General features: G+C 53.2%; 9 protein-coding genes, 1 tRNA gene and 4 pseudogenes. 6 read left to right on the forward strand and 8 right to left on the reverse strand.

Annotated features, from left to right (window positions below; genetic code table 11):
* Positions 1 to 49: 49 nt before the first annotated feature.
* Positions 50 to 391: a TehB family protein gene (locus tag EBL_RS03060; RefSeq protein ID WP_002445513.1), complete on the forward strand. Its 342-nt coding sequence runs from the start codon at positions 50 to 52 to the stop codon at positions 389 to 391.
* Positions 392 to 645: 254 nt separating this feature from the next.
* Complete coding sequence (locus EBL_RS03065) at positions 646 to 1,275, forward strand: deoxynucleoside kinase (protein WP_002445515.1); 630 nt, start codon at positions 646 to 648, stop codon at positions 1,273 to 1,275.
* 404 nt (positions 1,276 to 1,679) lie between these two features.
* Here EBL_RS03065 and EBL_RS03070 read toward each other — a convergent pair.
* The 6 genes and pseudogenes from EBL_RS03070 to EBL_RS03095 form a co-directional block, all read right to left on the reverse strand.
* Positions 1,680 to 2,177 (reverse strand): annotated as a pseudogene (locus tag EBL_RS03070) (DUF5983 family protein).
* Between the two features lie 20 nt (positions 2,178 to 2,197).
* A pseudogene (locus EBL_RS19615) lies at positions 2,198 to 2,413 on the reverse strand (integrase core domain-containing protein); the annotation flags it as partial.
* Positions 2,414 to 2,420: 7 nt separating this feature from the next.
* Positions 2,421 to 3,491 carry an IS110 family RNA-guided transposase gene (locus EBL_RS03075; RefSeq protein ID WP_002445664.1) on the reverse strand — a complete coding sequence of 357 codons (1,071 nt, stop codon included), beginning with the start codon at positions 3,489 to 3,491 and terminating at the stop codon, positions 2,421 to 2,423.
* Positions 3,492 to 3,701: 210 nt separating this feature from the next.
* A pseudogene (locus EBL_RS03080) lies at positions 3,702 to 4,654 on the reverse strand (IS3 family transposase); the annotation flags it as partial.
* 73 nt (positions 4,655 to 4,727) lie between these two features.
* Positions 4,728 to 5,168: pseudogene (locus tag EBL_RS03090) on the reverse strand (tyrosine-type recombinase/integrase); the annotation flags it as partial.
* A 193-nt stretch (positions 5,169 to 5,361) separates the two neighbouring features.
* Positions 5,362 to 5,437: transfer RNA gene (locus tag EBL_RS03095), tRNA-Phe, on the reverse strand.
* 485 nt (positions 5,438 to 5,922) lie between these two features.
* Here EBL_RS03095 and EBL_RS03100 point away from each other — a divergent pair.
* Positions 5,923 to 8,061, forward strand: coding sequence for an ornithine decarboxylase (locus EBL_RS03100; RefSeq protein ID WP_002444891.1), 2,139 nt, complete (start codon positions 5,923 to 5,925; stop codon positions 8,059 to 8,061).
* A 6-nt stretch (positions 8,062 to 8,067) separates the two neighbouring features.
* Here the strand turns inward: EBL_RS03100 and EBL_RS03105 are convergent, their stop codons facing one another.
* Together EBL_RS03105 and EBL_RS03110 are read right to left on the reverse strand one after the other, a co-directional pair.
* A complete protein-coding gene (locus EBL_RS03105; RefSeq protein WP_002444892.1) occupies positions 8,068 to 8,760 on the reverse strand; it encodes a response regulator in 693 nt (230 codons plus the stop codon).
* Positions 8,750 to 10,375, reverse strand: coding sequence for an ATP-binding protein (locus tag EBL_RS03110; RefSeq protein WP_002444894.1), 1,626 nt, complete (start codon positions 10,373 to 10,375; stop codon positions 8,750 to 8,752). The genes EBL_RS03105 and EBL_RS03110 overlap by 11 nt, the downstream gene beginning before the upstream one ends.
* A 324-nt stretch (positions 10,376 to 10,699) precedes the next feature.
* On the opposite strand from EBL_RS03110, the gene EBL_RS03115 reads away from it, so the two are divergent.
* Genes EBL_RS03115 through citC form a run of 3 tightly spaced genes read left to right on the forward strand, consistent with a single transcriptional unit; the run spans position 10,700 to position 13,991 of the window.
* Positions 10,700 to 12,064 (forward strand): 2-hydroxycarboxylate transporter family protein, encoded by a 1,365-nt coding sequence (locus tag EBL_RS03115; protein ID WP_002444895.1) that lies wholly within the window; start codon positions 10,700 to 10,702, stop codon positions 12,062 to 12,064.
* Positions 12,065 to 12,086: 22 nt separating this feature from the next.
* Positions 12,087 to 12,947: a fumarylacetoacetate hydrolase family protein gene (locus EBL_RS03120; RefSeq protein WP_002444897.1), complete on the forward strand. Its 861-nt coding sequence runs from the start codon at positions 12,087 to 12,089 to the stop codon at positions 12,945 to 12,947.
* A gap of 18 nt (positions 12,948 to 12,965) precedes the next feature.
* Positions 12,966 to 13,991 carry a [citrate (pro-3S)-lyase] ligase gene (citC, locus tag EBL_RS03125; protein WP_002444899.1) on the forward strand — a complete coding sequence of 342 codons (1,026 nt, stop codon included), beginning with the start codon at positions 12,966 to 12,968 and terminating at the stop codon, positions 13,989 to 13,991.
* Positions 13,992 to 13,993: the final 2 nt, after the last annotated feature.

The following is a 13,993-nucleotide window of genomic DNA, read 5'->3' on the forward strand; positions in this document are numbered from 1 at the left end:
TGAAGTTTAAAGGTGCATTATAAATGCATCTTTAAGTCAGGAGGTCAAAATGAGCCATCGCAGAATCCCTGAAAACTGGAAAATAAAACGTTCAACCCCATTCTTCACGAAAGATAATGTACCGGTAGCACTGTTGAGTCACCATAACACCGCAGCCGGCATATTTGGTCAGCTTTGTGTCATGGAAGGCACAGTGACCTACTACGGTTTCGCCAGTGAAGCAGCAACGGATCCAGACGTTAAAGTGGTTATTAATGCAGGAAGCTTTGCAACCAGCCCACCACAATACTGGCACCGCATTGAGATGACCGATGATGCAAGGTTCAACATCAACTTCTGGGCAGATCCGACATTTTCCGGAGATGAAGTTTACAGTGCCAAAAAATCATAACCCTGATGCTCTCCTGCCGATAATGGAGAGAGAGCCCTGGCCCTACAGATAGAATGAACACAACATGAGTGCATTTTTTAGGCAAACATCAATGCAAGTTGACTACGGAGAGCAGGAATGCTGCAGTGAGTTGTCTTTACTGCACATTGCCGAATATCTGGAGTACCTTTCATGCGGAGTTCCTCCCTGCCCCGGGGTAAATGATGAATGTTCTTTCGATGTGTCCCTGTTAATAAATTCATCAGGAGACTGAGATGAAGATTGTTGCTGTTGAAGCCAATATTGCAGCAGGAAAAACAACATTACTTGCCCCTCTGGCGCAGGCGTTGTCGGAGAAGACCGGAACCACCTGGAAAGTTATCAGGGAGCCAGTCGATGAAGACCCGGTATTTCTGGAGCTGCTCAAGGTTTTTGTGGAAAACCCGGAGGATGCGGATGCCAGAGTTGCCTTCCAGTTATATATCACCCGCAGCAGACAGGGACTTTTAAAGGACGTACCTGAAGGTAATTACGTGATTGAGCGTTCGCTGTTTAGCGATATTGTTTTTTGCCATGTCAATTTCCTGATGGCTGAGCAGCCCTCGGCTCGCTATATGTCATATTTCTATCAGATTAAGGCATATTTAAACAGTTATCCCAAAATCGATCTTGTTGTTTATATTGATCGGGATGCGGAATCATGTTTTAACGCCTGTCGAGCGCGAGGGAGAGCAGGGGAGAGTCAGTATACGCTGGACTATTTTAAGGATCTGAAGGCGTTTCACGATGCCTGTCTGCCGCAGATTACCCGGCAATATGGTTCGAAACTGTTGACCTGCCGTGTGGATCGCGGGTTTGCATGCCCGAATGAAATGGCAAATGCAGTAGTGGAGCATCTGGAGTGAACGCCGTATAACGTACTTTTAAGAATCTCTCACCTTATATATGGCTGATGGGGAGTCTGTTGATTGAGTACATTAATGCATTTTTCAGGAATGCTTACAAGTGGAGCTACGTTGCTGTGTAAATAAGGTTTTTCGGTGTTGATGAATATGTGGCGAGTACAGAATAGGTAATGTTATATTAATATTATTACCCGAGTTGAGTTGTCATTCTTTTCTGAAAAGATTAAGTAAATTTTTCTCAATCTTTATTCTGTATCCGGATAAAAATATAATGGACATGCTATTATTTTACCATTTGTATAAATGAATACGCCAGCTGATAAGGCTGGCGTCTGTTGCGGTTCTGTTCTGATACAATAGGTATTAAAAAAAGTGAGATTACATAATCAGGCTGATGAGTTGGTTTAATCTTGCCAGTCGAAGTTACTAAAACCTGGCAGCAGTTCGCCAGAAGCATCAAAATGGATGATGTCGGCGGAGTAACGACGAATGAATGTCACCACTAACCGCCGACAGGTCTTTGATAATCACATTCGCTTCAGCTCCAGTACCGGGTATAAGCGTGCGTTGAGTCTGAGCAGGTAACCGTAGCCTGTGTACAGTATCCAGTCGTAGTCGCCGCCGTCATGACGTTGAAGGGTTACCTGGTCAAGGATAGCGTTATCCTCACAGGTAATATGGGCGGTGCTACACTGGATCCCGTTCAGACGGGCGGCACGTGGCAGAGGATCTTCAACAACCAACTTCCCGGGGGCGTCAGCAATGCGAAGTGAATAACCGTTGTTGCAAACCACATCGATCAGGTCGGCAAGTTCAATACCGTCGATATCCACGGCGATCCGACCCATGTTAAGAGCCAGTACGTTGACGGCATCGGCTTCCAGTGTCAGAGAATGTTTCATTGCTGCACCTCTTGTAGTGGTCAACTAAAACTGGCCACGGGTTTAGAGTTTTTCCAGTATCGGTTTTCCGATTCGTTTGGGGGTAACCCACCGTTATAGTCATGCGGCCTTAGCGAGCTGTAATACCCGACGATATAGTCTGTGATCGCATGAGCTGCTTCGCTAAAGTTTATATAGCCTGTCACTGGCACCCACTCGTTTTTCAGACTTCTGAAGAAGCGTTCCATCGGGCTATTGACGCTCCTATGTCAAGAGCGGGCGATTGGCATAGGCGAGGTCCGATAAAATCAATGGATAGAGTTCACGGACGATGTAGCGTTTCAGGCATCTCAGGATCTCTTTGGTCGACAACCCTTCACCCGTTCGTCTGTTTACATAGATTTTTGTGCGCGGATCACTACGCATACGCACAAGGGCTATTGTCCACAGGGCGTTGTTAGCTTCACGTGAGCCTCCGCGGTTTAATCTGTGCCTGACAGTTTTTCCTGATGATGCTGGTAACGGATTTACACCACAGAGCGAAGCCAGAGCCGCTTCATTTTTTAAACGTTCGGGGTTATCACCTGCAACGGCCAGCAGCGTCGCAGCCGTCTGTGGGCCTACCCCAAACTGGCTACGAAGATTACTGGCATATTTGCGGGTCAGTTTATCCAGAGATTCGTCCAGTTCATTCAGCTCTTCAGTCAGGACTATCCATCGTTTAGCAAGACTTCGAAGCGTGCTACACAGGGCTATCCGTAAGGGGGAGTACTCTGACACCTCGCTGTTAATGCAGGCGGTTACGCATTCGTGTGGTTTCGATTTCCAGAGTTTGTCGCGAACATCCTGAGGGGCACTCACCAGCAGCGCACGAAGCTGATTAATCGCCTGCGTGCGGGCTTTTACTGCACTGCGTCGGGCAACACTGATAATCCGGAGAGCTTCACACGCGCCGGACTGCATTTTTGGTATGGCCTTGCTGCTCCCTGAAAGTACTGTCCGGGCTGCATTCTCTGCATCCAGAGGATCTGACTTCCCTTCAAGGCGGCGTTTTGAGCGATCTGGCCGGTTAACTTCAACAACATAAATACTATTCTTAATGAGAAAACGTGTTAACGCAGCGCCATACGTCCCGGTTCCCTCAATGCCAGCTCGTTCGAGGATCCCAAAAGAGCGAGCCCAATCAAGTAGTTCAAGATAGCCCGTTTGATTTGTTTGAATAATACGGGTGCCAAGCAGTTTACCTGCCTGACTGATAACAGCACCGACATGAACATCAAGGTGTGTATCGACACCCAGGATCACGCTTTCAGGAGATTGACAGTCATTTTGCATGGTTTGCCCCCAGATATTGGTAGCACAACCATCCCCATCGCCGGACAGGACACTCGGGATGCAGCACAAAGCTCCTATCAGGTCACAAACGCTGGGCCCGGCTATGCCCGGGAAATACCTGAATCGGACGACAGGTCAACACAAAGGCATCTGGGCCAATCCCAGCACGGGTCAGTCCGATCCGGTATTTGAAAGTATATTAGAATGAGTATCCCAACAGTTTCCGCGTCGACTCATACTTTGCCTGATCCGGTAACGCCACAATAACTGCCGGAACTGCCTGCTTGTGTAGTGGCTACCCTGGTCACTGTGGAACATCACTCCCGCTGGTTTACCTCGGGTTTCCCACGCCATTTCCAGTGCTTTGATGGTTAACCTGCTGTCCGGTGAGAATGACATTGCCCAGCCTACCGGTTTCCTGGCGAACAAATCGAGAACAACGGCGAGGTAAGCCCAGCGGCTGCCTGTCCAGATATACGTCACATCGCCGCACCACACCTGATTAGGCTCTGTCACTGCGAACTGTCGCTTAAGGTGATTTGGGATAGCGATGTGTTCATGACCACCACGTTTATACCGGTGGGTGGGTTGCTGACAACTCACCAGCCCCAGTTCTTTCATGAGCCTGCCGGCAAGCCAGCGTCCCATTCTGAAGCCTCTCAGGGTTGCCATAATGGCGATACTTCTTGCACCAGCAGAGCCATGACTGATGTTATGCAGCTCCAGAACCTGACTACGTAATACAGCCCGCTTGCCGTCTGGCTTTTCGGGGTTTTTCACCCAGTATTTGTAGCTGCTGCGATGAACCCCGAACACGTGGCAGAGTGTGGCCACAGGATACTGCGCTCTGAGTTTCCCGATTAACGAGAACTGTTCAGGGAGTCTGACATCAAGAGCGCGGTAGCCTTTTTTAATATGTCGTTTTCCATTTCCATGCGTTGTAGCTTTTTCTTTAGCTCACGTATTTCAATCTGTTCCGGGGTTATAGGGGAGGCTTTAGGTGTTTTGCCCTGTCTTTCATCCCGCAACTGCTTTACCCATCGCGTCATGGTAGAAAGCCCCACATCCATAGCACTGGCCGCAGCTGCAACGGTGTAGTTCTGATCAAGAACCAGTTGAGCGGATTCGCGTTTAAACTCTGCGCTGAAATTTCTTTTTTTCATTGGGACACCTGTATTGTTCTGAGATGAGCATATCACCTCTGTTCAGGTGGCCAAATTCAGTAAACCACTACAGTACGAGTAAATCAGGGGTCTTTAACGTGGTGATATCCCGTAAACCAATAAACGGGAATACATGCATTTCAAGGCTACGGAGTATGCGGTTGCGGTGAGATTCCTGGTCTTTCTTTTTGCTGTTAAGCCACTGGATAGCGACGGTTTCGAAAGTCTCCGCAGCTTCAGGAACAGCCCTTTTCGCCCGTTTTTGCTCACAGGGATCAATGCCTTCAGCAATCAGTTTTCTGGCATTGTCCCGTTTGTTGCGTGCTTCGGAAAGGGAGACTTCAGGATAGACCCCGAGTGCGAGTGTTTTCTCTTTCCCGAGGTGGCGATAACGGAGTCTCCAGTACCGCGAGCCATTGGGATGTACAAGCAAAAACATGTTCCCGGTGTCGGAAATTTTATAGGGTTTAGCCTCCGGCTTTGCTGCCCGGATTTTAGCGTCAGTCAGTGCCATAGCTGGGTTCCTGAGTGATTTGAGGGTATATAAATTATCGAACCAGACTATACCCCTATATGTACCCTCGCAAGGGTGTTGATGCGGGGAGAATTGGGTTGATTCTGGTTGAGTAAAGGGATGGTGAAAGGGTGGTTTTAGCGGGGCCTACAAAGCAAAAACGGACCTCCGTGGAGGTCCGTTGATATGAATTTGGTGCCCGGACTCGGAATCGAACCAAGGACACGGGGATTTTCAATCCCCTGCTCTACCGACTGAGCTATCCGGGCAACGGGGCGCATTAAACCCGATTCGCTCCGGCGCGTCAACGGAATTTATTACTATCCGTGACGACCGCGCACTATATCAGCAATCTGGAGAAAATTACGCCATAACTGGCCGCAGGGCAGGGGGCTGCCCGCCTGGCCGCCTTGCGCCCTGGTCAGAAAACTGCCATGATTGCGCAAAATTTCTTCCATGCAACCTACTGCGGACGGGACAGCTGTGATGCCAGGCGTTAACTCCATCATTTGCCAGACGGCACACCCCGTGCTGCCGTTCCCCCACATATTGCCCCTGCGCTGTGTTATGCGGTGAGGCGGCCTGAGGCTCACTGCAGGGCAACAGTAAAACCAGCAGCTATATTCTGTTTTTACTGATGCCTGGCGGGCGCAGCTGGTTTCCAGTCACACCTGACAGACACCTTCGCCGGGGGGAAGCCCTCCCATTATCAGTGCCTGTGGCACGTACCCTGTAGCACGGGGATTTTGTGCATATGAACGCGTTAAACATTGCCGCCAGCAGCGACTTGCTCACCCGCTTAGTGACATCGCGCACTGTGGTGGCCCTTGATGATACGGATTTTACCGATGTGGCTGCCGTGGTGCTGACACCGGCAGATGCCCGGGGGGCTATCCTGGCGCTGCTTGCCCGCAGCGGGTTTGATTTACCGGTATTCCTGTTTACCGACCAGGCAAATACGCTGCCGGAAGGTGTACTGGCCGCCCTTAGCGACACGGAACAGGACGCGGCACGCCTTGAGGCCGCCGCCAGTGATTACGAAGCCCGGCTGCTGCCGCCGTTTTTCAGCACCCTCAGTAAATATGTCGCCATGGGCAACAGCACCTTCGCCTGTCCGGGCCACCAGCACGGTGCGTTCTTTAAAAAACATCCGGCGGGCCGCCAGTTTTTTGAGTTTTTTGGCGAGAACCTCTTCCGGGCGGACATGTGCAATGCCGATGTCCGGCTGGGGGATTTGCTTATCCATGAAGGCTCTGCGAAACAGGCGCAGAAAAATGCCGCCCGGGTCTTCAATGCCGATAAAACCTACTTCGTGCTGAATGGCACCTCCGCGGCGAACAAAGTGGTGACTAACGCCTTACTGACACCGGGTGACCTGGTATTGTTCGATCGCAACAACCATAAATCCAACCACCACGGCGCCCTGATCCAGGCCGGGGCAACCCCGGTATACCTGGAAACGGCCCGCAACCCGTTCGGCTTTATTGGCGGGATCGATGCCCACTGTTTTAACGAAGACTACCTGCGCCGGCAGATTGCCAGCGTGGCCCCGGAGCGGGCCGCGCAGCCGCGCCCGTTTCGCCTGGCGGTGATCCAGCTGGGCACATACGATGGCACCGTTTATAGCGCCCGCCAGGTGGTGGATACCATCGGCCACCTGTGCGACTACATCCTGTTTGACTCGGCCTGGGTCGGGTATGAGCAGTTTATTCCGCTGATGGCTGACTGCTCGCCGCTATTGCTGGATCTTAAACCCGAGGATCCGGGGATCTTTGTGACCCAGTCGGTGCATAAACAGCAGGCCGGGTTCTCGCAAACCTCGCAAATCCATAAAAAAGATAACCACATCCGCGGCCAGGCGAGGTTCTGCCTCCATAAACGGCTCAACAATGCCTTTATGCTGCACGCCTCGACCAGCCCGTTCTATCCGCTGTTTGCCGCGCTGGATATTAACGCCCGCATTCATGACGGGGAGGGTGGGCGGCGCCTGTGGCAGGAGTGTGTGGCGCTGGGGATCGAGGCACGTAAGGCGATTTTTGCGCACTGCCGCCTGCTGCGCCCGTTTGTGCCGCCCCGGGTGGAAGGCAGACCCTGGCAGGACTATCCGACCCGGCAGGTAGCCGGGGATCGGCGCTTTTTCAGCTTCGATCCGGCGGATAACTGGCACGGCTTTGAGGGGTATGAAAAAGATGAATACCTGGTGGATCCCTGCAAATTACTGCTGACCACCCCGGGGATCGATGCGCAAACCGGCCAGTACACCGAATTTGGCGTACCGGCGGCTATTCTGGCGCACTACCTGCGTGAGAACGGCGTGATCCCGGAAAAAGCCGATCTTAACTCGATCCTGTTTTTGCTCACCCCGGCCGAAAGCCCGGAGAAAATGGCCCACCTGGTAGCGCTACTGGTGCGTTTTGAGCAGCATATTGAGCAGGATACACCGCTGGCGGAGGTGCTCCCCTCGGTGGTGAGCCAGCATCCCCTGCGTTACCAGGGCTACACCCTGCGCCGTCTTTGCCAGGAGATGCACGCGCTGTATGTGCGCTGTGATATTAAAGCGCTGCAAAAAGCCATGTTCCGCCAGAGCGGGTTACCGGCAGTGGCGCAAAGCGCGCAGCAGGCGCATATCCGCTATATTCGCGGTGAGGCGGAGCTGGTGCGCCTGAGCGAGGCCCGGGGCAGGATCGCCGCAGAAGGGGCATTGCCTTATCCCCCGGGGGTGTTGTGTGTGGTGCCCGGTGAGGTCTGGGACGGTGCCGCATTGCGTTACTTCCTGGCGCTGGAGGAGGGCATCAACCTGTTACCGGGCTTCTCCCCTGAATTGCAGGGGGTCTACAGCGAGACCGGGGCTGACGGGCGCACCCGTCTGTACGGGTATATGCTGCCTGGCTAGAGTGATTCAGCCATCCGCCCGCCGGTACAGGCGGCGCGGGTGGCCTATTTTCCCGTACAGCATATCCACTTGCAGAAAGCCTACCTCCACACAGTGCTCCAGATAGCGGCGGGCGGTGGTTTTGCTTAACCCGGTTTCCGTGACAACCTCATCCACAGAGAACCCTTCCGCCAGCGGTTCACCAAACAGCGCCTGTACCCGCAGTAGCGTTTTTTCTTCAATACCTTTCCCGGCACCTTCCGGGCGATAGCCCCGGGCCTGCAGCTGATACAGATTGTCTACGTTTTGCTGGTCGACAATTTTCCAGGTGCGTTGCTGATCGAAAAATTGCGTGAAGCGCTCCAGAGACTGACTGAGCCGCTTCCAGGAAACTGGCTTGAGGATATAGTCAAAAGCACCATTGCGGATGGCCTGGCTACAGGTGTCCATATCGCTGGCAGCAGTGATAAAAATAGCGCTGCAGTGATGCTGAGTGAGCAGCGGGTCGCCAATCAGGGTAATGCCTTTACCATCCGGCAGGTAGTTATCGAGCAACACTAACTGGGGGCGGGTGCTGGCCAGCAATGCCCGGGCATCAGCCAGCGAAGAGGCCATTCCCGCCAGTTGCAGGCGCGGGTGCCTGCTGACCAGTTCCGCATGGAGCCGGGCCAGTTCATTTTCGTCTTCCACGATAACGACACTGATCATTTCATTTTTCATTGTCTGCCTCCTGCTGCTGCCGGGCATTAGAATGGACCGGGATAAACAGTGAAAATACCGTGCCCTGGGGAGCATTGTCATTCACTTCGATGCTGCCCCCGGCCTGGGTAACATAGCTGGCTATCAGGTACAGGCCGATACCGTGATCGCCCCGGGATTTTGTGGTGATTCCGCGTTCAAAGATCCGATCGCGAATTTCCGGTGCGATCCCGATACCGCGATCGGCTACTTCGATTATCAGTTCCCGATCATTTTGCAGGATCAGTATCTCCACCGGCAGATGCGGCTGCCCGGCCTGCTGGGTGGCTTCAATGGCGTTATCCAGCAGATTACCGATGATGGAGATAATCTCCTGCTCACCCAGGGTTTCCAGCTCTCCTTCCATCCGGCAGCCGGGATCAAAACTGATTTCTACCCCTTTTTCCCGGGCGCGGGCGGCTTTACCCAGTAATAACCCGCACAGGGTCGGGGAGGCAAAGCGGGCGGATAAGAAATCCAGCAATTCCTGAGCATGTTCCGACTGGGATTCAATATAGCGGATGGCGTCGTCATAGCGCTTCATATGCAGCAAGCCGGAGAGGGTCGTCATCCGGTTAAGCTGTTCGTGGCGCATAATGCGCAGGTTATCCATATAGCGTTTTACCTGGCTGAGCTGGGCGCTCAGGGCGTCAATTTCATTACGGTCCCGGAAGGTTATTACCCAGCCCTGTAGCTGATCTTCCAGCATGATCCGTACCCGGCTGGCGAGCACGGTTAACTGGTTGAAGCGGCACAGTTCGTCGTGTGTATCGGCCTGTAGCATTGCGCCGGGATCAAAAAAGGGCTGGGGGAGGATAACTTCATTAATATGCTGACCGCGTAGCGCCCCGGAGGGTTGCTCCAGCCCTAGCAGATGCCGGGCAGCCTGGTTGATCACCTCAATGCGCTGGTTGTTATCAATGGCGATCACCCCTTCATAGATAGACTCCATCAGGGCTTTTTGCTGGCGTACCAGCAAGCCGATCTCCCGAGGCTCAAGGGAGAATATCTGGCGTTTAATACTGCGGGTGAAAAACCATGAGAAGACAAACAGCGCCACCAGCAATAACATGGCGGCCACCAGAATATTGATCATTTTGCTGACGGTGATGTTATCCAGATAACTGGTCAGGTAACCGACAGAGACAATCCCCACCACTTGCCCCGCATCGTCAAAAATGGGCGCTTTGTGGCGTAGTGAAATTCCCAGCCCGCCTTTGCGGATGGTTGTGGTGCTCTGGCCAGCGAGCACGGCCTGGTTATCCCCGCCAACCAGGCGGGAACCCACCCGATCCGGATATACGGAGTGGTACAGGTGCAGCGCCTGATTATCACCAACAACAATAAAGCTGGCGTCACTGTGGCGGGCGAATTTATTCATCAGCCGGGCCAGATCAGGAATATCTTTTTGCGCGACCTCTTTACGGACATCGGGTATCAGGGCAATTTCTTCCGCCTGTATTCTGGCCCGGATGCTCATTTCCTGATAAAGCTGGCGGCCAACGTCAAAATAATAATAGCCACCCAGTGCTGCAAACAGGATGGAAAAGAAAGCCACCAGCGAAATAAATAATTTTATCTGAAAAGATACTTTCATAGCTGCTACAGGCATTATCAGTTGGTTGTTTAATCTATCATTCTTTGTTTGCGGATACTGTATCCGGTGCAAAACTTGTGATCCCTTACACAGCGCAACGTTTATGGCGATAATTGATATTAGTGATCATCAGGAGAGAGCGTGACTTAATAATTAAAACCATAAAAACTACACGTAAAAATAGGTCGCACCTCACAATAAATAAAAGAAACCATAAAAACCATAGGTGCCATTAAAACTTCGGTTTTAATATGCATTCCCTCACATACTATGAGCCATTGGCCCTCTACGCTACAACAGCCAAATAATTAAGAGGGTATTATCATGAGTACAACTGGCGATTCTTTCTCTGTACCACAGGATATACTGGAAATACCAAAACCATCGCTTAAAGAGCGCTGGTGGCACATTATGGACAGCTGGAAAGTGGGGATTATTCCACTGCCGCTATTTTTACTGGCCGGCGCGCTGATTGCGATTGATTGCCTGGGTGGAAAGCTCCCCAGTGATATTGTTGTGATGGTTGCCACGCTGGCCTTTTTTGGTTTTGCCTGCGGTGAGTTCGGTAAACGTCTGCCGATCATCGGTAAACTCGGGGCGGCGGCAATCTGCGCCACTTTTATTCCTTCTGCACTTGTCTATTACGGGTTGTTGCCGGATGTGGTTGTCGAGTCGACAACAAAATTCTACAAATCCACCAACATTTTGTACCTGTATATCTGCTGCATTATTGTCGGCAGCATTATGAGTATGAACCGGGCTACCCTGATCCAGGGGTTCCTGCGGATTTTCTTCCCGATGCTGTGCGGTGAAATTGCCGGAATGTTGGTGGGTATGGGGGTCGGTATGGCCCTGGGCCTTGAACCTTTCCAGATTTTTTTCTTTATTATTCTGCCGATCATGGCCGGTGGCGTAGGAGAAGGGGCAATCCCGCTCTCTATCGGCTATGCCACTATTCTGCATATCGATCAGGGTGTTGCGCTGGGCCGGGTTTTGCCAATGGTGATGCTGGGTAGCCTGACGGCGATCGTTATCTCCGGCTGCCTGAATCAACTGGGTAAACGCTACCCGCATCTGACCGGGGAAGGCCAACTGATGCCGGACCGTGCTAATGCTGCGTCTTCCGCCCCCCAGGCTGCGGCGTTCTCCGGCAAGGTGGATGTAAGCACCATTGCCAGTGGCGCGCTGTTGGCAGTGCTGCTGTATATGATAGGGATGCTGGGTCACAAACTGACGGGCCTGCCGGCACCGGTTGGCATGCTGTTTATGGCGGTGCTGGTCAAACTGTTTAATGGCGTATCTCCGCGTATCCTTGAAGGCTCGCAGGTGGTTTATAAATTCTTCCAGACATCCGTGACCTACCCGATCCTGTTCGCGGTTGGGGTGGCGATCACCCCATGGAATGAGCTGGTGAATGCTTTCACGCTGACCAACCTGCTGGTGATTATCAGCACGGTTGCGGCACTGGTTGGCACGGGCTTTCTGGTGGGGAAAAAGATAGGTATGTATCCCATTGATGTTGCCATTGTTTCCTGCTGCCAGAGTGGCCAGGGCGGCACTGGTGATGTGGCCATCCTTACCGCCGGTAACCGGATGGAGCTGATGCCTTTTGCCCAGATAGCAACCCGTATTGGCGGGGCGATCAACGTCTCTGTCTCGCTACTGGTGCTGAGCAATTTCCTTTCTTAACCGTATGATTTCAGGAACCGTTATGAAACTCGCAAGTTTTATGTACCAGGGCCAGCGCAGCTACGGCATGGTCACCCGCCAGGGCGTTATCGATCTGGGCCGCAGGCTCGGTGGCCGTTACCCGGATCTGAAAGCGTTGCTGGCAGCAGACGCGATCAGTATGGCCGCCAGGTTCAGCAATGATCCTTGTGATCTGACTCTCGGGGAAGTGGATTTTCTGCCGGTGATCGAGCACCCGGAAAAGATCCTTTGTGTGGGTATGAACTACGCAGAGAAGCGTAAAGAGTTTGATCAGCATAACCCGGCCCCCACGCTGTTCGTGCGCTTTGCGGACTCCCAGACCGGGCACAATTGCCCGGTGGTGAAGCCGCGCTGCTCCAGTGAATTTGACTATGAAGGTGAACTGGCGGTGATCATCGGCCTGGGGGGAGAAAATATTTCCCGCGAACAGGCGCTGGCCCATGTGGCCGGGTACAGCTGCTATATGGATGGCTCTGCCAGGGACTGGCAACACAGCTGGTTTACCGCTGGTAAAAACTGGCCCAGCACCGGGGCATTTGGCCCGTGGATGACTACCCGGGACGAGATCCCGGATCCCCACCGTCTGGCGATTCGCACCTGGCTGAACGGGCGTATGGTCCAGGAAGACAATACAGCCAGCATGATCCATAAGGTTGCTGAACTGATTGAGTACATCAGCACCTTTACCCGCCTGAGCCCGGGGGATGTGATTATTACCGGTTCGCCTGGCGGTGTGGGTAAAAAACGCAATCCACCGCTGTTTATGAAAGCCGGTGACCGGATCGAGGTAGAGATCGAGCAGATTGGCCACCTGAGTAACCTGATTGTTGAGGCTCCGGCCCGGGCGGCGGCTATCCACTAAGACCAGCGGACGAATATTATGCAGGGAACCAGGGCAATTGATTTCCGGCTCACCAGGGTGGTGAGCCAGCCAGAACGGCTGATGGCCATTCGCTATCTTCTGGCTGATAACGGGCTGGATATGGATAGCGATATTGCCAGTTTTGTGGAGGCCTGGTGCGGTAACCGTCTGGTGGGGTGTGCGGGCCTGGCCGGTAACGTTATCAAGTGTGTGGCAGTGGATCAGGCACTGCGCGGGGAAAATCTCAGTGCCAGGCTGCTGGCCGAGGTCGAAAACGTTGCCCTGGAGCAGGGGCACTTTCATTTATTTCTCTGCACCCGGCCAGCCTGCCAGGGGCGCTTTACCTGTAGTGGGTTCTGGCCACTGGCCAGCAGTGGTGACGATGCGGTGCTGCTGGAGAACACCCCCACAGGCCTGGCGCACTACTGCCGTAGCCTCCAGCGCCTGCGCCAGCCTGGCACGGAGATCGGTGTCATTGTGATGAACGCCAACCCGTTTACGCTCGGGCACCGCCATCTGGCTGAGCTGGCTGCCAGCCAGTGTGACTGGCTGCATCTGTTTGTGGTGCGTGAGGATGCGTCCTTCTTTCCGTACCCGGAACGGCTGGCAATGGTGCGCGCCGGGGTCAGCCATCTGCCCAATGTCACTGTTCATGAAGGCTCCCGTTACATTATTTCACGGGGGACATTCCCGGCTTACTTTCTGAAAGACAGCGCCAGAGTGCAGCACGCCTGGAGTGAGATCGATGTGATCCTGTTCCGGGATGCCATCGCCCCGGCGCTGGGGATCACCCGGCGGTTTATTGGATCTGAACCGTTTTGTGATGTGACCCGGGACTATAACCAGACACTGCACCGGTTGCTGACCGGGAAAATCGCAGTGCAGGAGATCCCGCGGATCAAGGCTTCCGGTAGTGCTGTTTCGGCCTCCCGGGTACGCCACTTGTTAGCGACCGGCCAGTTATTGCGGGCCCGCGAGATTGTACCGGTTACCACTTACGACCACCTGATTGCCCGCTACGGGGCACAGGTGGCGGTTGCTTAATA

This window comes from Shimwellia blattae DSM 4481 = NBRC 105725 (assembly GCF_000262305.1).
In the GTDB taxonomy this organism is placed as follows: Bacteria; Pseudomonadota; Gammaproteobacteria; order Enterobacterales; family Enterobacteriaceae; genus Shimwellia; species Shimwellia blattae.